Below are 17,889 nucleotides of genomic sequence, written 5' to 3' on the forward strand. Positions count from 1 at the left end.
GGTGCGTACCGTGTCACCCCACTGTGCCGAGTATCCGCCGGGACGCCGTGGAGATCCCCCTGGACGGCCGGGCGGGTGAACGGTCCCGGCGGGCGCCGACCGCTCCGTCAGCCGGTATGGTCCTCGGGCTCCGGCGTGCGGTCCTCCGCGGGTTCGGCGGGTTCGGCGAGACGGGGCAGCAGGATACGGAAGGTGGCGCCCAGGCCGCGCTCCGATTCGACTTCGACCCGGCCCTCGTGGGCCGTGACGAGGGACCGCACGATGGCGAGGCCGAGCCCGGCGCCGCCCGTGCCACGGGTGCGGGAGCTGTCGGCGCGGTAGAAGCGCTCGAAGATACGGTCCCTCATCTCCGGGGCGATGCCCGGGCCCTCGTCGGCGATCTCGAGGACGGTCTCGTCGCCCAGGCTGCCGACGCCGACGCGGACGGGCGTGCCGGCCGGGGTGTGGGTGACGGCGTTGCCGACGAGGTTGGTGACCACCTGGCGCAGCCGGGTCTCATCGGCGAGCGCGGGTGCCGACGCGGGCGGTCCCTCGCCGCTGGGGCCGGTGAGCGTGACGGAGCGCGTCGGGTCCAGCGCGCGTATGTCGTGGAGCGCGTCGGCCGCGAGGGTCCGCAGGTCCGTCGGGGTCCGCTCCAGGCCGAGCAGGAACGCCGGGTCGGGGCCGGTTTGCCGGGGGTCGTCCCCGGCCGCCTTGAGGGAGCGCTCGTCGAGCCGGGCGAGCAGCAGCATGTCCTCGACCAGGTGGGTGAGGCGCTCCGACTCGCGGGCGATACGGGACATCGTGCGGTCGATGTCCTGCCGCTCGGGCAGTCCGCCCATGTGGTGCAGGTCGGTGAGGCCCTTGATCCCCGCGAGCGGGGTGCGCAGCTCATGGCTCGCGTCGGCCACGAAGCGGCTCATTCTCGCCTCGGACTCAGCCCGTGCGGCGAAGGCGGTCTCCAGCTGGGCGAGCATGGCGTTGAGGGAGGCGGCCAGGCTTCCGATCTCGGTCCCCGGGCCGGACAGTTCCGGCACCCGACGCGACAGATCGCCGTGGGCGATCTCGGCGGCGGTCTGCTCGATGCGGGTGAGCGGCCTGAGGCCCGACCGCACCGCGAACCAGCCACCGAGCGCCAGTACGCCCAGCAGGCCCAGTCCGGTGGTCTCGTAGATGTGCCACATCCGGTCGACGGTGCCGTCCACGTCCGAGAGCGAGGTGGCCACGATCACACTGCCGTCGTCGTCCGACGCCGTCCCCAGGACGCTCCGCAGTACCGGCCCGGTGGTCCGCGGCACGGCGATCACCCGCCAGCGCGTGTCCGACCGCGTGCTGCCGACCGTGAACGGCCGCCCGCCCCGGGCGAGAACGGCCGCCTCGTCCAGACGGGGAAGCGCGGGCCCGTCGGCCTGCTCGCTCCCGCTCCCGCCCGCGAGGGAGCCGACGCTGCGCTCGACGGTCCCGTCCGCGGCGGCGTAGGTGATCACCGGATGGCCGAGGATGTTCGTATTGAGATCGGACAGGCCCACGGGGAGGGCCGGAGCGGCTCCTGTGCGCGGTGCGAGCGGAGGCAGCAGGGTGAAGACCCGGGCGGAGGTGCGCAGCTGGGCGTCGACACGGTTCATCATGTCGGCCCGCAGAGCGTTCCCGCTGACCAGGCTGAACGCCGCGAACCCGCAGATCATCAGCACCAGCGCCGGCAGCAGCACCCTGGTCCGCAGCGAGGCCCGCACCCAAGGCGCCACCAGCCGCCGCCACCGCCGGACCGGCGGCGGCGCGGCCGTCGCGGCGTCGCCCGTCATGCCTTGGGCCCGCGCAGGATGAATCCGACCCCGTGCACGGTGTGGATCAGCTTGGGCCCGCCATTGTCGATCTTTCGGCGCAGATAGCTGATGTAGGTGTCGACGATGCCGGTGTCACCGCTGAAGTCGTAGTTCCACACCCGCTCCAGGATCTGGGCCTTGGTGACCGTGCGGCCCGCGTTCGCCATCAGGTAGTGCAGCAGCCGGAACTCGGTGGGGGACAGGCGCACCGGCTCGCCCGCCCGCGTCACCTGGACGCCCTCGGGGTCGAGTTCCAGGTCGGCCACGCGCAGCAGTGCCGACGGGTCACCGCTGGTGCGGCGCAGCACGGCGTGGATCCTGGCGACCAGCTCACGCAGGTCGAACGGCTTGGTGACGTAGTCGTCGCCGCCCAGGACCAGCCCTTCGATCTTGTCCTGGGTGGCGTCGCGGGCGGTCAGGAACAGGACGGGGATGTGTCCCGGCCGGGTCGTGGATCCGGGCCCGCTCTGCTCGCGCAGGCGCCGGATCACCTCGAAACCGTCCATGTCCGGGAGCATGACGTCCAGCAGCACCAGGTCCGGGGAGGCGCTGCGGGCTCCGGTCAGCGCCTCCTGGCCGGTGCTCGCCGCCGCGACGGTGAACCCCGCGTGCCTGAGGGCCGCGCACAGCAGTTCCCGTACGGTCGGGTCGTCGTCGACCACGAGCAGGTGCGCGCCCGCCGTCCCGGCAGGATCGGGGTGAGGCCCGCTGCCGGGAAGACGGGATCGGTCAACGGTTGCCAACGGGTTCCTCCACGGAGCCGGACTTCGCTTTCCGCCCGGAGTCCGGAGCGAGGGGACCTCCGGCGCCGGCCGCCGCCCGGGTCCCTGCGCCGAGGATAAGGAAGCGTCCTGTCACCGCGCAGTAAAGGGAGCTCCCGGCCAGCCCCGCCACGGCCCCGGCGAGCAGCCCGGTGACTGGGCACAGCCATATGCCGCCGCCGAGTTCCGCCCGCGTGCCGCCCACCGTGGTGTCGAACACACTCACGTCCAGGTGTCCGGACGCCTGAGCGAACAGCGCGGCGGCGCCCATGACCACGGCCGTGACGACGCCGAGCCGTTCGGCCGCGGCGAGATGCCGGCCGTGCCGTCCGCCGTAGGGGTGCAACGGCCGTGTCCGGGCCGGATCCGTGGCCCGCGCCGCGACGTATCCGCAGACCACCAGGACGAGCACGGCCACCGCGAGGGCCACCAGCCACAGCGGCACCCCGCCGACGGACAGCTCCCCGAGGTGCTCGGTGCGGTCGGCCGCAACGCCGGACTGCTGCCCCCGCAGCCGGCTGATCAGCGCGGCCAGACCACCGCCGCCCTCGCCGGACACATGGTGTTTCGACGCGGTCCAGGGGACACCGAGCCCCAGCGTCAGGAACACCGCCACGGCGTTAGGCGCCAGCAGCAGGGCGGCACCCGCCGCCATGGATGCCCGGCCTCCCACCATCACGCCCACGACCGCCATCCCGGCCAGTGCGACGGCGGTGGTCACCAGGAGCACACGCACCGCCGCCGACACGCTCGGCGCCCACGCGTTCCGCAGCCGTCCCGTCGCCGAACCCCCGGGCCATGGCACCCGGCGGCTGATCAGACACCCCAGGGCGACGACGACGGCCACCCACAGCACCGCGCCGCCGACAGCGGCCCCGGCGCTCACCTGATAGGCCGCCTCCAGCTTCCGGACGGCCTGGCCGCCGCCGTTCGCGCCGCCGAACAGGCCCCCCAGACCCCCCGCCCCGCTGCCGAGGCCACCTCCGGACGCTGTGCCCGTGCCGTGCCCGGCCCCGCTCAGCACCGCCCCCGGGATGCGCACGGTGCCGTGCGCGCCGTGCGCCAGGAACGCGAAGGCGATCAGCGCGGTCACCGCCGCCGACAGACCCCGCGCCGCGAGGTCACCCCCGGTGACGCGGCGGAGTGACAGCCCACGGGAGAACACGAACCACAGCGTCACGGAGCCGGCCAGCGTCACGCCGAGCGGCACAAGGTCGGCGGCACCGCTCACCGAAAGGTTCAGCCCGCCTCCGCCCCCGGCGCCGAACAGGCCGCCGAGAGAGAAGCCGTCCTGCGCGCTCGGCGCGTCGGAACCCGCCCGCGCCGAGCCGCCGACGGACAGGGATGTCACCGCCGACGTCAGCGACCACAGGGAGCCGTACGATCCGGCGCCCAGCAGATACAGCCCGAGCCCGGAGACGACCGTCATCACGGCCACCGCGCACAGTGCGGCTCCCGCTCCCTCCGCCATGTTCCGCAGCGGACCGACCGTCTTCCGCGGCGGAGCGGCCGTATGCGAGGGCCTGGACCTGGATGTGGGGACAGACATGTCAGGACTCCGCTTCCCGTGGGGCACATGGCCGGGACTCCGGCCGTGCGGTGTGTGTCCGCACAGCCTGTCCCTCGTGCATGCCACGGTCCGCAGAAGTCCTTAGAGGTTTCTGAGAACCCGGAAGAGCCCGCCGCAGGTCATGGCGGGGCCGGGGCGGAGACGGAGCCCAAGCTCCCGGAAAACTCCCAGAAGCCGTCGGCGCCCTCAGCCCGCCGGGTCGTGCCAGGTGTCCCCGGCCGGCAGCAGGGCCTCGGCCTCCTTGGGGCCCCATGTGCCCCTGGGATAGGGGTGCGCGGGCACGAGGTCGCCGAGGATCGGGTCGACCACACGCCAGGCGGCCTCCACCGTGTCCTGCCGGGCGAACAGCCAGCGGTCGCCGTCCAGCGCGGCTCCGATGAGCCGGTCGTAGGGCCGCATGTCCGAGCCCGGCAGCTGGCTGAAGGCCAGCTCCTCCTGCTGGGCACCCCAGCCCTCGCCGGGCTTCTTGCCCGCGAGGGTCAGGGTCAGCTCGGTCTCGGGCCAGACGCGGAACCGGAGCATGTTGGTGGCGGGCGCCGGACGCAGCCCGAACACGTCGTGCGGAGGACGGTGGAAACGGACGCAGACCTCGGTGGCGGTGACCGGCAGGCACTTCCCCGCGCGGATGAGGACCGGGACGTCGGCCCAGCGCCAGGAGTCGACGGCGAGGCGGATCGCGGCGAACGTCTCGACCGCCGACTTGGGGTCGACGCCGTCCACGTCGAGATAGCCGTCGTACTGCCCGCGCACGATGGTGTCCGGCGTGAGCGGTCGAAGAGACGAGACGAGCTGGGCCTTGGAGTCCTGCCAGGACGCGAGTCCTTGCCCGGACGGAGGGTCGGCCATCACGGTGGCCAGCACCTGCAGCATGTGGTTCTGGACGACGTCCCGTACGGCGCCGGTGTGGTCGTAGAACCGGCCGCGGTCCGACACGTCGAACGCCTCGGCCATCGTGATCTGGACGCTCTCCACGTGCGTACGGTTGAGCAGCGGTTCGATCATCGAGTTGGCGAAGCGCGCGAACAGCACGTTCTCCACGGGGTCGAGCCCCAGCCAGTGGTCGACGCGGTAGATGGCCTCCTCGGGGAAGTACTCCTGCAGCGTGGCGTTGAGCCGGCGCGCGCTCGACAGATCATGGCCGAAGGGCTTCTCGACCATGATGCGGGCGTCCTTCGCGCGTCCCGCGCCGGCGATCCCGTGCGCGATCCGCCCGAAGATCGCGGGCGGCACCTCCAGATAGAACAGGGCGCGCCTGCCGCTGCCCATGGCCTCGGACATCGCCGTGTAGGTCGTGTCGTCGTCCAGGTCGCCGTCGACGTAGCGGAGCAGCCCGAGCAGCTTCACCGCCGCGGGCGAGCGGGGGTCCATATGGTTGAGGGTGAGCGAGGCCTCGGCGTAGGAGCGGAACTGCTCCAGGCTCCAGCCGGACTTCGCCACGCCCACCACCGGGACATCGAGGACGCCGCGCGCCACCAGCCCCACCAGGGCGGGGAACGTCTCGAGCTTGGCCAGGTCACCGGTCGCCCCGAAGATCACCAGCGCGTCCATCTGCCGTGTCGTCATCTCGGACCCTTCTGTCGAACGCCTCCTGGGGCGGTCCGTCCGTGCGAATTCCGTCGTCAGCGCAGCCGTTCGGCGAGGTGGTCGCCCACCCGCAGCGCGTTGGCGATGGCCGTCAGGGACGGGTTCACCGCCCCGATGCTCGGGAAGAAGCTGGTGTCGACGACGTAGAGGTTGTCGAGGTCGTGCGCCTTGCAGTCGACGTCCAGGGCGGACGCGCCGGGGTCGGTGCCGAAGCGGACGGTGCCGGCCTGGTGCGCGGTGGCGCCGATGGGCATGCCCTTGTGCAGATAGATGCTGTGCGGCAGCAGACAGTGCTCCCGCATCCCCAGCTTTCCCAGCATGCTCTCGAGCTTGTGGCGCAGCCGCTTCAGCCCGGCGATGTTGTTCTTCTCGTCCAGTGTGAGACGTACGTTCCCGTCGGCGTCCAGCGTCACGCGGTTGTCCGGGTGCGGCAGATCCTCACCGCACAGCCAGAAGTCCACCGCGTGGTGCGCGAGCACCTCGAACGGCATGTCGGGGGCGAGGACGCCGGCCCAGCGCGGCGCCTCGCCATGGATCTGCTCCGCGTCGGACTTGCCGAGCATCTGGACGCCGCCGAGCGGGAACTCCCAGTCGTCCGCGCCCAGATACCAGTCGTGCAGCGCGAGGGTCTTCTGGAACACGGTGGGGTTGGGCTCGTGCGACACCGCCATCAGGGCCATGTTGTTGTGCCGCATGTAGTGGCGGCCGACCACGCCGGAGCTGTTGGCCAGCCCGGACGGGTGCCGGTCGCTCGCCGAACGCAGCAGCAGGAGGGCCGAGTTGACGGCTCCGCAGGCGACGACGACGATGTCCGCCGCGAAAGTGACCTTGCTGCCGTCGCCCAGCTCGGTCACCACGCCGGTGACGGTGCGGCCGGTGGGGTCGGTCTCCAGTCTGCTCACCTGCGCGCGGGTGATCAGACTGACGTTGTCGTGTGCGAGCGCCGGGTCCACGCAGATCACCTGGGCGTCGGACTTGGCGCCCAGCAGGCAGGGGAAACCGTCCACCCGGTCGCAGCGGATGCAGACGCTGTCGTGGGTGGGGCGGCCGTGCCCGTTCTGGGTGAGGTTCACGCCGATCGGCAGATGGAAGGGGTGCAGGCCCTGCTTCTCCAGGTCGTCGCTGAGCTGCTGGATGCGCGGCTCGTGCCCGACCGGCGGGAACGGGTACTGTGCGCTCGCCGGCCCCTCGGTCGGGTCCTCCCCATGGCGGCCGTGGACGAGGTAGAGCTGCTCCGCCCGGGTGTAGTAAGGCTCCAGGTCCTGGTGGTCGATGGGCCAGGCGGGTGAGATCCCGTCGTGGTGGCGCAGCTCGCCGAAGTCCTCGGGGCGCAGCCGGAACAGCGCGGCGCCGAAGAACTTGGTGTTGCCGCCGACGTAGTAGTTCACCTCGGGCGGGAAGGCGTTGCCGTCCTTGTCGTACCAGTACTCCGGGGCCCGGTAGCGCCCCTTGACGAAGACCGCGGTGGAGTCCCAGTTGTCCCGTTCACGCGGCAGGTAGTCGCCGCGTTCGAGGATCAGCACCCGCTTCCCGGTGGACGCCAGCCGGTGAGCCAGCGTGCCGCCGCCCGCACCGCTGCCGATGACGACGACGTCGTAGTGCTGATCGCCAGCCACGGGGCATTCCATTCTGGAGTCGTTGCAGACAGGTCCTGTCCCGCAAGCTATCCGCCGACCCGCCGTGCGGCATGTCGGCGAACCGCCCCCCGGAGGTCCCGTCGGCCACCGGTGATGGAGCAGGTCGTCCTCCGGCGGGCGGTTCGCGCCGTCCACGTCGGCGCCGGAGTGAACGGTGTCCCCGTGCGGGGCGTCACAGGACCGCGATCGGATTGACCGGCGAGCCGGTCGCGTGCGGCAGCCGCAGCGGGGCGATCACGCACAGGAACGACCAGCGGCCCAGCTCCTCGCAGACCGGCATCAGATCCTCGAACTGGAGATAGTCGAGCAGGTGTACCCCCATCGCGTGGATCGCGAGCACATGGACGGGGAATGCCACGCCCTCGACGGCGCTGGGCGCGGCGTCGTTGTTGCCGTCGCTGCCGAGCACGGAGACCTGCCGCTCGGCCAGGAACTCCACGGCATCGGGGTGCAGCCCGGCCCGGGCCACCGCGGTCTCCCAGGGTCCCAGCTCGATACGGCGGCGGCGGTGCCCGACCCGGACGAACAACAGGTCCCCGGCCCCGACGCGGACGCCCTGCGCGGCCTCGGCCCCGGCCAGTTCCTCGGCGGTCACCCGGTCGCCCGGCTCCAGCCACCGCACCCCCCGCAGCCGGGGAATGTCCAGCAGCACCCCGCGGCCGACGATCCCGTCCCGCGCCAGCGCGACGGTGAGCACCTCGCCACCCCGGGGCTGAGCACAGGCGGCCTCGACGCCCCCGAACAGGGTGCCGTGGTAGACGACATGGCACAGCGCGTCCAGGTGACTGTTCACGTCGCTGTGGACGTTCATGCCGAAGTGGTCCATGGCGAACTGCAGCGCGCCGCGGTCGATGGTGCCCGGCACGGCCCCCGTCATGCGATGGCAGGCGGGTTCGGGATCGTCCGGCGAGACACCGGTCTCCACCGGAGCGGCGAGACTGACCCGCAGCCCGGCGCTGACCTCCTGGGCCGCCCGGACCACGCGGTCCGGCGTGATCAGGTCCAGTGCCCCACGGGAGGCCGCACCCTCCGGGGCCGGACGGCGGACCCTTCCGTACAGCGCCTCGAACTCGGCCGCGCCGAGGGCCGGTAGACCCTGCGCGCCGGCCATTCAGGGCTTCCGCTGTGCGTCGAGGGCCTCGTCCAGGGTGCAGGCCGCCATGATCAGGGACAGATGGGTGAAGGCCTGCGGGAAGTTGCCGAGCTGCTCGCCGGCCGGGCCGATCTCCTCGGCGAACAGGCCGACGTGGTTGGCGTAGGTGAGCATCTTCTCGAAGGCGTAGCGGGCCTGGCGCAGACGCCCCGCGCGGGCGAGGGCGTCCACGTAGAGGAAGGTGCACAGGCTGAAGGTGCCCTCGCAGCCGCGCAGTCCGTCGGGGGAGGCGGCCGGGTCGTAGCGGTAGACGAGGCTGTCGGACACCAGCTTGCGGTCCATCGCGTCCAGGGTCGTCAGCCAGGACGGGTCCTTGGCGGCGAGCAGGCCGACCCGGGGGATGAGCAGCAGGGAGGCGTCGAGAACATCGCTGTCGTAGTGCTGGACCAGGGCACCCTCCGCCTCGTTCCAGCCCCGGTCCATGATCTGCTGCAGCACGGTGTCGCGGGTGTGCCGCCACAGTTCGATGTCGCCGGGCCTGCTGAAGTGCTCGGCCAGCTTGATTCCGCGGTCGAAGGCGACCCATGTCATCACCCGGCTGTAGGTGAAGTCCTTCCGTCCGCCGCGGGTCTCCCAGATGCCCTCGTCCGGCCGGTCCCAGTTGTGCACGAGCCAGTCGAGCACACTCGCCGTCCCCTGCCAGCTGTGGTACCCGGCCTGGACGAGCCCGAGTTCGCGGGCCTCGCACATGGCGTAGAGCGCCTCGCCGTAGATGTCGAGCTGGAGCTGGTCCATCGCGGCGTTCCCTGCCCGTACCGGATACGAACCGCGGTAGCCCTCCAGATGGTCCAGGACCTCCTCGTCCAACCGGGGGTCGCCGTCGACCCGGTACATGACCTGGAGCCGCTCGCCCGGCAGTCCGGCGCGCTCGCGCATCCGGGCGGTGATCCATGTGGTGAACGCGGACGCCTCCTCGGCGAAGCCGAGGTCGAGCAGGGCGCGCACGGAAAGGGAGGCGTCACGGACCCAGGTGAAGCGGTAGTCCCAGTTGCGCTCTCCGCCCACCTGTTCGGGCAGGCCCATGGTCGCCGCGGCGACCGGTGCCCCCGTGGGCGCGTAGGTGAGCAGCTTGAGCACGATGGCCGAGCGTCGCACGCTGTTCTGCCACCGCCCGTTGTAGTTCGCGGCGCTCACCCAGCTCTGCCAGAAGCCGACCGCGGACCACAGCTCCTCGGTGACCCCTTCCTCGGTGGGGGCGGGGGGCGCGGGATCGCCCGGAGGGCAGACCGTCATGACCATCCCGGCGACCTGCCCGGCGTCGAGCGTCAGCGTGGCGTGTACGTCGTCGCCCGCGCGTTCGAGCGGGAATGTGCCCTGGAGATGCAGTGAGAGGTCCGGGCCGTGGAAGACCGCGCTGTGCCCGTCGGCATGGAGTTCGTGCGGGGCGCGTCCGTAGTCGAAGCGCGGCCGGCAGTCGAGCGAGAAGCTGACCGTGCCGCGCACCGCGCGGACCCCCCGGATCAGCGTGTGGCGGTCGCTGGGCCGGCGGGATGTGTTCGGGGGCATCCAGTCCATCAGCTCGCCGACGCCGTCCGGTGACATGAAACGGGTCACCAGCACGGCGGTGTCCGGGTAGTACAGCTGGCGGTACGTGACGTTGTCCCCGTCCGCCGCCAGCCGGAAGTACCCGCCGCGGTCGTGGTCGAGCAGCGCGGCGAAGATGCTGGGGGAGTCGAAGCGGGGAGCGGCGAACCAGTCCAGTACGCCCTTGGAAGAGATCAGAGCGGCGGTCTGCAGGTCGCCCACCAGTCCGTGTTCGGCGATCGGCGGATAGCGGTCCATCGGCACACTCCGAGCTCTCCGGTCGGCTCCCGGGAAAGCTATCCGAGCCCCGGTCGGGCGTACCGGCAAGCTCCGGGTGTTGCCGGGCGGATCTCCCTCGTACGGCCGAGGGCGGCGCGGCGCGGAGCGTACGCGGTCATCGGGGATTTCCTTCGTGGATACCCCCGGCTTCAGCCGGGGGAGGAAACGAAGCTCCTGCGGAGCAGGGCAGGAAACGGGGTTTCGCCCTTAGTACTGCAACCGCCTGTGGCGTGACGGTAAGCGTTGTCGCTCGTTGGTCTGACAGTGTGATCAGTCCCTGACGGTTGAGCAGATCGAGTCGTGGTCCGAGGGGATAGCCGGGTTGCATGCCCGGTTCGGGCATCGTTTTGGCAGGTCGGAACCTCGAGATCGGGCTCTGGACTACCTCAGGGGCCTGCTGGCGCCATTGGAGAGAAAAAACGGATGGACGCTGGCGGAGCAGGTCGGCCAGCTCCGTCCGGACGGTGTGCAACGCCTGCTGAACCTTTCCGATTGGGACGAGGACGCGGTCCGCGACGATGTCCGGGACTTCGTCGTGGAGAGCATCGGCGCCAAGGACGGCGTCCTCATCGGCGACGACACCGGTTTCCTGAAGAAGGGCACCAGGTCAGCCGGTGTCCAGCGGCAATATTCCGGCACTGCGGGCCGCACCGAGAACTGCCAGATCGGCACGTTCCTGGCCTACGCCTCCGCCAGGGGACGGGCGCTGATCGACCGGGAGCTCTACGTCCCGAAGTCCTGGACGGACGAACGCGACCGCTGCCGCGCGGCCGGCATCGACGACACGGTGCCGTTCGCCACGAAGATCGAGCACCTGAAGTGGATGCTGCAACGCGCCATCGACGCGGCGGTGCCGTTCGCCTGGGTCACCGCGGACGAAGCATACGGACAGGTCAAGCACTTCCGTGTGTGGCTGGAGGAACGCCGGGTGGCATATGTGCTGGCCACCGAGGTCAACGACTGTCACCACCGTCGATGGACACGACGGCCGCGTGGATGAGCTGATCGCCGCGCTGCCCAAGCAGGCGTGGAAGCGGATCTCGGCCGGAGCGGGCGCCCACGGCCAACGGATCTACCACTGGGCCCGCGTCGCCATCGGGCCCGTCTGGGACGGCGGCTTCGGGCACTGGGTTCTGGCCCGCCGCAGCCTGACCGATCCCACCGACATCTCCCACTACGTCTGCTACGGACCCGTCACTTCCCGGCTGAAAGACCTGGTCAAGACCGCTGGTGCCCGCTGGCAGGTGGAGGAATGCTTCCAGACCGCGAAAGGCGAGTGCGGCCTCGACCACTACCAGGTCCGTCTCTACCGAGCCTGGTACCGGCACATCACCCTGGCCATGGCCGCCCTCGCCTACCTCACCGCCATCCGCGCCCAAGAAGCCGCAAAAGGGGCCAAGGAGGCCACATCGTCACGACGCCCCGCTGCCACGCCAACGAGCACCGTCTGCACTGGTCACACTTCCGACGCCGCAGCCAAGCCCGCGCCCGCCGCTGCCATTACCAACGCCGAGGCCACGACCCCCACATGCGGTTGCAGTATTAGGGCGAAAGACCGGGTACGTGACGGGTAGCCTGTGCGCTGTACGTTGCGAGAACCAAGCGCGTACAACGTGTTGCGCGAGAACCAAGCCAGCACAATCACCAACTGACTTTGCTGTACAAACCGGGCAGGTTCCGTCCCGGGTGGCGTTGAGGGAGTAAGACCTTTCAGGTCGTTGACCTGCAGGGATTCCTGAGCCAGGAATCCCCCTGCTTCAGCTGGGGGAGGGTTCAAGCACCCGTGCCGTGCTCGGCGAGCGGCCCCACGGACAGTCCGGCCCGTCGGCAGCCCTCCACGACGGCGGGCAGCGCCTCGAGCGTGGCGCGCCAGCAGCCGGCGGCCGATGTCCGGTCCGAGTCGTGCAGCAGGAGGGTTCCGCCGCCGTGGAGCCCGGCCCCGGCCACGGCACTTACGGAGGCGGGCGTGGCACCGGCGGTCCAGTCCCTGCCCCAGGCGGTCCACAGCACGGGACGCAGCCCAGCCCTCCGGGCGGCCACCCAGCGGCTCGAGGTGAGGATCCCGTACGGCGGCCGGTACCAGCGCGGCCGGGCGCCCGTGGTGTCGCGCAGAGCGCGCACCGCACGCGCCAGGTCGGCCGTGTCGCGCAGGGGTGAGGGCAGCCACGGGCGGTCGTGCGACCAGCCATGGACGGCCAGTTCGTGTCCCCGCCCCAGGATCTCGCGCGTCAGTTCCGGGTGCCGTACGACGCTTTCGCCCAGCACGAAGAATGTCGCCCGTACGCCGAGGCCGTCCAGGGCGTCGAGGAAGTACGGAGTGGAGCCCGGATCCGGACCGTCGTCGAACGTGAGAGCGACATGATCGGGGCGGCCCGTTCCGGCGAGTCCCGGGAACACGCGGCGCCGCAGTCCGGGCAGCCAGGTGACGGCGGGGGCGATGTGCCAGGCCGCGACCGCGGCGAACGGCGCCGCCACAAGGGCCGCGCGCCGGACGGCGGGAGTGCTGTGACGAGGGATCATCCGGGCATCCGCCTCCCTGCCTGCTGTCGTGGGTCATAGGGGTACCCACGGGTTCACGACCTCTGCGGCTGTGGCCTCGGGGTGCCGGGATCCGTGCCGTTGCGCCCTCCCGGTGGTGCGTCCCAGGCACCGCTCACCGTCGGGGCGCTCGCGAGCCCGATGCTGCCCGCCCCGATCAGCGCGACGCCGATCACCTCCGGCAGAACGCGCACGCCCAGAGCGATCTCCTCGCCGAACAGCACCCACCCCAGCGCCACACTGGTCAGCGCGTCACCGAGGGTGAGGGCGGGCTGCGACGCGGTCAGCGTCCCGGCCCGCAGCGCGCTCTGCAACAGCACGAACGAGAGCGCTCCGACAGCGGCGGTGGCGTACAGCGGCCAGTGGGTGAACACCGCACCCCAGCCGTGGGCGAGGATGCCCGTGACCTCTTTCAGGAGCGCGGCGGTGGCGGCGAAGGAAACCGCGGACGCGAGCCCGAGGAGCGCGGCGCGCGGTGCGCCCTGCAGCGGGCGGGCCACGGCCACGAGCAGCACGACCAGGCACAGCACCGTCGCCCCCGTCGCCGGCCAGCGCCCCGTTGTGGCGGTGGACCGGCCGGGGGAGGGCTCGGCCGCGCCCAGGAAGAGCGCCAGGCCGGCCGCGAGAGCCAGGAACGCCAGCCAGGTGCGACGGCTCGGGCGACGGCGGAAGACGACGCTTCCGACGACCAGGGTGAACAGCAGTTCGCTCGCCATCAGGGGCTGGACGACGGACAGGCCGCCCACGGCCAGGGCCGACGCCTGGAGCACGGCCGACAGGGCGAGCAGACCGGCACCCGCCAGCCACTGCCGTCGGCGCAGCGCCCGCGCGAGCCACCGCACCGACTGACGTATTCCGCCGCCGCCCCCGGGCTCGTCCGTCGCCGCCCGGCGCTGGAGGACGGATGCCGCGGCGTTGGACAGGGCCGCGAGAAGGGCCAGCGCGACGGTCAGATGGTTCACCGCCGCCCCTCATCCGAACCTGGCGGCAAGACGCCGGTAGAGGGAGGGCGCCGCGCCCCGCACTCCCGCGGGCAGGCGCAGCCAGCCGGGTACGAAGATCTCGTCCCGGCCCCGCGACACGGCGTCCAGGACCGCCTGAGCCACGCGCTCGGGCGGCACCGGCCGGGGCCTCGACCGCCGGTAGGGCACGCCGCGGCGTTCGAAGAACGGGGTGTCCACCACACCGGGGACCACATGGCTGATGCCCACGCCCGTGCCGCGCAGTTCGTAGCGCAGGGCGTCGGCGAAGGTGCCGAGCGCCGCCTTGGCCGCGGAGTACACGGCCTCACCGCGTACGCCGACCGTCCCGGCGAACGAGCCGATGATCACCACACGTCCGGAGCCCGCTTCGACCATCCGGGGGAGCAGATGCCGTACGAGATGCATCGTGGCGAGTACGTCCACGCCGATGACGTCGTCGATGGTGTCCGTGGGCATGCGGCAGAAGTCCCCCGCCCAGCCGATCCCGGCACAGGCCACCAGAAGGTCCACCCGGCCCAGGTGGCCGAGCGTGAACTCGGCCAGCTGACGGTGGGAGCCGGGCAGGGTGTGGTCCGTGGGAAAGGGCGTGGCCGACGCCTCGACCGCGACACGGGCGAGCCTGGCCGCGTCGTGTCCGTTCACGACAAGTCGCCAGCCGCCCTCGTCGGCCAGCCGGCGGGCGATGGCGGCGCCGATTCCGGACGACGCGCCGGTCACCAGCGCGGCACCCCGGCGGACTGCCTGGTCGCCGCCCGTCGTCCGGTCGGGGGACGGCGCGACCCCGGACGCGGCCTTTCCGGACGGGCTGGTAGCGGATCGGGCACGGGAGGGAGCATGGGACATGGCTGCTGACCTCGGCTGCGACGGCGAACACCGGAGTGACGGCGAAAGGCGACTGCTCCCGGGTTCAGATGGAAGTAGCGGACGACAGAACGGTGCACAATTGCCACCAATGTGTGCATTTTCCCCTGCGTCGCGACGGCAGGCGACGCGAACGGTCGTGACGGGTCGCCGCTCGGCGGACCCCACACGCGGTCGCTGCGCGTCGTCCGCCCGTTCTCCCGTCCCGGCCGTCGATGGCTGAGGCGCCCGACCGCGCCGGGTGGTCCCAGGCCGGATCCCGGCGGATCCTGATCGTCAGCGCGAGCATGGGCTCCGGCCACGACACCGTCGCCGGAGAGCTGGCGCGCCGGGCCAGGGAACGCGGTCACGAGGCCCGGACCGTGGACGTCCTCAGTCTGCTGCCCCACGGTGTCGGCAGCGGGCTGCGCCGTGGCTACGGGGCATCCGTGCGGCGCTTCCCCTGGGTGTACGCCCTGGTGTACCGCGCGCTGCTGCGCCGGGGACCGGGCCGTCGCCCCAGCGGTGTCCCGCTGGCCCGCCTCGCGGGCGACCGCCTGACGGACCTCGTGGACCGGACCCGCACGGATGTCGTGGTGTCCGTCTTCCACCTCGGAGCGCTGCTGACCGGCGACCTCCGCTCCCGGGGACTGCTGCGGGTGCCGAGCGTCGTGCTCCTGGTCGACTTCGCCGTGCACCGGCAGTGGCTCCATCCCGGGAACGACCGGTACCTCTGCCTCACGGACGAGTGCGCGGGAGTGGTCCGCCAGGAGATCGCCACGGCCGCCGAAGCCACCGGACCGGTCGTGGCGCCGGAGTTCTTCGCGCCGGCCCCCACGGCGGCGGCCTGGTGGACACGGCGCTTCGAACATCTCGCCCCCGGCCGCCCGCCGGTCCTGCTCTCCGCCGGAGCCTGGGGTGCCGCCTCCCGTCTTCCCTCGACCGTCCGGCTGCTGGCGTCGCACGGGTTCCTGCCGGTGGCGCTGTGCGGGCGCAACGAACGCCTCCGCCGGGGCCTGCGCGGGATCCCGGGCACGGTCGCCCTGGGCTGGGTCGACGACATGCCCGGTCTGATGCACGCGGCCGACGCCCTGGTCGACAACGCCGCCGGGCAGACCGCGGTCCAGGCTCTCGCCGTGGGCCTCCCGGTGGTGGGATACCGGCCCTTGCCGGGCCATGGCGCAGAGGGCGTACGCCGTATGGCCGCGCTCGGTCTCTCGGACCTCGCCGCCGACACGCCGGGCCTGCTCGGCGCGCTCGGCCGACTCACGGCGGAGGGTCCCGACCGGTCGCGCCGCGTGGCGCACGGCCGGGCGCTCTTTCGCGCCGACGCGCTCGCACGGCTGGTGGAACTCCTGGATACACCGGACACGTAATCCCCCGAAGAGGTGAACCCTGCGGGCGCGTTGAGGCTTTTCGCGCAGTTCCCCGCGCCCCCTTCGGGGCGGTTCGTCGTCTGCGGGCGGACTGTGGCTTGTCGCGCAGTTCCCCGCGCCCCTATAAGACGTGCTTCCGGTACGACTTGAACCACGGTTCCCCTCCCGCTGAAAGACCCGCGCACCACAAACCGTTCCCACCCCCGAGCCACCCGACAGGGGCGCGGGGAACTGCGCAAAACCCACAGCGCACCCGCACACGACCACGTACCCGGAGGTACACCACCCCGCCCCCCAGCGGCCAGCGTCACGGCAACCGATAGGCCGAAAGCGCCGCCGTATCATCATCAAGATGCGCGTCGCTGTACGACAGCAGATCCTTGTGGAGCCGGTTGAGCAGGCCCCGAGGCCCCAGTACGGCCCATGACCGCACCCGATCGATGAGCGGATAGAAGTTTCCGCAGTTGTCGCGCGTCTCCGTCACCCCGTCCGTGTACAGCAGCAGCTGATCGCCGGGCCCGAACGGCTTCACCTCGACGTGGTAGTTGTCCCCGACGAGCACACCCAGGTTTATGGGCGGCGACGTCTCCTCCGGTTCCAGTTCCATGACCTCGTCATGGCTGATGAGCAGCGGCGGCGGATGACCGCAGTTGACCAGGCGTACCACTGGTTGGTTCTCGGGGATCTCCGCGAACACGGCGGTCACGAAGCGTTCCTCCACCTCACTTCCAGGAAGCTCCGCCGCTCTGCGGGCCATGCTGATCTCCACGCGGTGCGCCACCGCGGCCAGGTCCGGCTCGTCATGCGCGGCCTCGCGGAAGGCGCCCAGCATGGTCGCGGCGGTCTCCACCGCGACCAGCCCCTTGCCCCGGACGTCGCCGATGAGCAGCCGCACCCCGTGCGCCGTGGGCACCGCCTCGTAGAGGTCGCCGCCGATGCGCGCCTCCGCGGCGGCGGACAGGTACAGGGTCTCCACGCAGATCTGGCCGACGCGGTGCGGCACCGGGCGCAGCAGCACGCGCTGCGCGGTCTCGGCCACGAACCGCACGGTGGCGAGGGTGCGTTCCCGGCGCGTCCGGTGGGCGGCGAGGAGTGTGCCGAGTATCCCTATCAGGGCGGTCGAGACGTAGGAGGCCACATAGTGCCGCTCCCACAGGTAGCCCACGGAACGGCCCGCACAGCACGGAGTGCCCGCCAGAACCGCTTCGAAGGTGATGGTCAGGATCGTGACGACGGCCACCGTGGCGGGGCCATGGGCGAAGGCGGTGATGATGGGGATGGCGATGAGCACGAAACTGACCGGCCAGTCCACCGGTGTGATCGGTTCGACTGCCAGGACCACGGCCACGTAGAGCAGTGGCAGCCACCGCATCCACGCGGGCGGAGCGGGTGTGTCCCGGCCCGTATGACCCTGGTGTGCCGCGCGCCGTTTCCCGGCGTCACCGGCCTCACCCCGAAAGGGCCATCTCACGATTCGCTCCGCGGCGGAAGGCACGCCGACCACGGCAGGAACCCATGCGGGCCCTGGGAGATCCAGTCACTCGGCGTGTGCACACCAACTCCTGGCGGGGCTTTGATCGCGGGGATCGGCCCGATGTGGTCCGCAGGTCAACCCGATCATTTACTCCGGAAGAGGCATATCGGCATCTTTCTGCTGATCCTACGACATAACGATCACGCGATATAGCGCTCACGTCACGAGGCACTGGATCAGCACGGCACATGAGGGGTACTTGAGGCGGTAGTCCGCTTCCACACCCGGGCCGACGCCCGAACCCGCTCCGGGCTCGGCGCCTGCGCCCTGCGCTGGGCAGCACACACTGCCGGGGGCAGCATGGAAGT

At 71.4% G+C, this 17,889-nt stretch carries 12 protein-coding genes and 1 pseudogene; 2 read left to right on the forward strand and 11 right to left on the reverse strand.

The genetic code is table 11. From position 1 onward, the window contains the following. Window positions 1–107: 107 nt before the first annotated feature. The 7 genes from ABZ845_RS09885 to ABZ845_RS09915 all read right to left on the reverse strand — a co-directional run bounded on the left by ABZ845_RS09885 (window position 108) and on the right by ABZ845_RS09915 (window position 10,289). Window positions 108–1,781 carry a HAMP domain-containing sensor histidine kinase gene (locus tag ABZ845_RS09885; protein WP_360975537.1) on the reverse strand — a complete coding sequence of 558 codons (1,674 nt, stop codon included), beginning with the start codon at window positions 1,779–1,781 and terminating at the stop codon, window positions 108–110. Beyond that, window positions 1,778–2,470 (reverse strand): response regulator transcription factor, encoded by a 693-nt coding sequence (locus ABZ845_RS09890; RefSeq protein WP_360975789.1) that lies wholly within the window; start codon window positions 2,468–2,470, stop codon window positions 1,778–1,780. Before ABZ845_RS09890 ends, ABZ845_RS09885 begins: the two co-directional genes overlap by 4 nt. 61 nt (window positions 2,471–2,531) lie before the next feature. Further along, on the reverse strand, window positions 2,532–4,034 hold the full coding sequence (locus ABZ845_RS09895) for a streptophobe family protein (protein ID WP_360975540.1): 1,503 nt from the start codon (window positions 4,032–4,034) through the stop codon (window positions 2,532–2,534). A gap of 285 nt (window positions 4,035–4,319) precedes the next feature. Then, complete coding sequence (gene zwf, locus ABZ845_RS09900) at window positions 4,320–5,696, reverse strand: glucose-6-phosphate dehydrogenase (protein WP_360975543.1); 1,377 nt, start codon at window positions 5,694–5,696, stop codon at window positions 4,320–4,322. A gap of 56 nt (window positions 5,697–5,752) precedes the next feature. Further along, entirely contained in the window at window positions 5,753–7,333 is a 1,581-nt protein-coding gene (locus ABZ845_RS09905) for a GMC family oxidoreductase (protein ID WP_360975546.1), read from the reverse strand. Window positions 7,334–7,526: 193 nt separating this feature from the next. Continuing rightward, window positions 7,527–8,465, reverse strand: a complete 939-nt coding sequence (locus ABZ845_RS09910; protein ID WP_360975549.1) for a cyclase family protein — start codon at window positions 8,463–8,465, stop codon at window positions 7,527–7,529. Beyond that, window positions 8,466–10,289, reverse strand: a complete 1,824-nt coding sequence (locus ABZ845_RS09915) for a glycoside hydrolase family 15 protein (protein WP_360975552.1) — start codon at window positions 10,287–10,289, stop codon at window positions 8,466–8,468. A 313-nt stretch (window positions 10,290–10,602) separates the two neighbouring features. Here ABZ845_RS09915 and ABZ845_RS09920 point away from each other — a divergent pair. After that, a pseudogene (locus ABZ845_RS09920) lies at window positions 10,603–11,671 on the forward strand (IS701 family transposase); the annotation flags it as partial. Between the two features lie 412 nt (window positions 11,672–12,083). Here the strand turns inward: ABZ845_RS09920 and ABZ845_RS09925 are convergent. The 3 genes from ABZ845_RS09925 to ABZ845_RS09935 are packed head-to-tail and all read right to left on the reverse strand — an operon-like array spanning window position 12,084 to window position 14,674. Continuing rightward, the gene (locus ABZ845_RS09925; RefSeq protein WP_360975555.1) at window positions 12,084–12,830 is read right to left on the reverse strand and encodes a polysaccharide deacetylase family protein; all 747 of its coding nucleotides are present in this window, start codon (window positions 12,828–12,830) and stop codon (window positions 12,084–12,086) included. A gap of 53 nt (window positions 12,831–12,883) precedes the next feature. Next, window positions 12,884–13,810, reverse strand: a complete 927-nt coding sequence (locus ABZ845_RS09930) for a DMT family transporter (RefSeq protein WP_360975558.1) — start codon at window positions 13,808–13,810, stop codon at window positions 12,884–12,886. 9 nt (window positions 13,811–13,819) lie between these two features. Further along, window positions 13,820–14,674 carry an SDR family oxidoreductase gene (locus tag ABZ845_RS09935; RefSeq protein ID WP_360975561.1) on the reverse strand — a complete coding sequence of 285 codons (855 nt, stop codon included), beginning with the start codon at window positions 14,672–14,674 and terminating at the stop codon, window positions 13,820–13,822. A 233-nt stretch (window positions 14,675–14,907) separates the two neighbouring features. On the opposite strand from ABZ845_RS09935, the gene ABZ845_RS09940 reads away from it, so the two are divergent. Beyond that, complete coding sequence (locus ABZ845_RS09940) at window positions 14,908–16,047, forward strand: galactosyldiacylglycerol synthase (RefSeq protein ID WP_360975564.1); 1,140 nt, start codon at window positions 14,908–14,910, stop codon at window positions 16,045–16,047. A 307-nt stretch (window positions 16,048–16,354) separates the two neighbouring features. Here ABZ845_RS09940 and ABZ845_RS09945 read toward each other — a convergent pair whose 3' ends face one another. After that, the gene (locus ABZ845_RS09945; RefSeq protein ID WP_360975567.1) at window positions 16,355–17,419 is read right to left on the reverse strand and encodes a PP2C family protein-serine/threonine phosphatase; all 1,065 of its coding nucleotides are present in this window, start codon (window positions 17,417–17,419) and stop codon (window positions 16,355–16,357) included. Between the last annotated feature and the right edge of the window lie 470 nt (window positions 17,420–17,889).

It is taken from the genome of Streptomyces sp. NPDC047022 (assembly GCF_040644155.1).
In the GTDB taxonomy this organism is placed as follows: Bacteria; Actinomycetota; Actinomycetes; order Streptomycetales; family Streptomycetaceae; genus Streptomyces.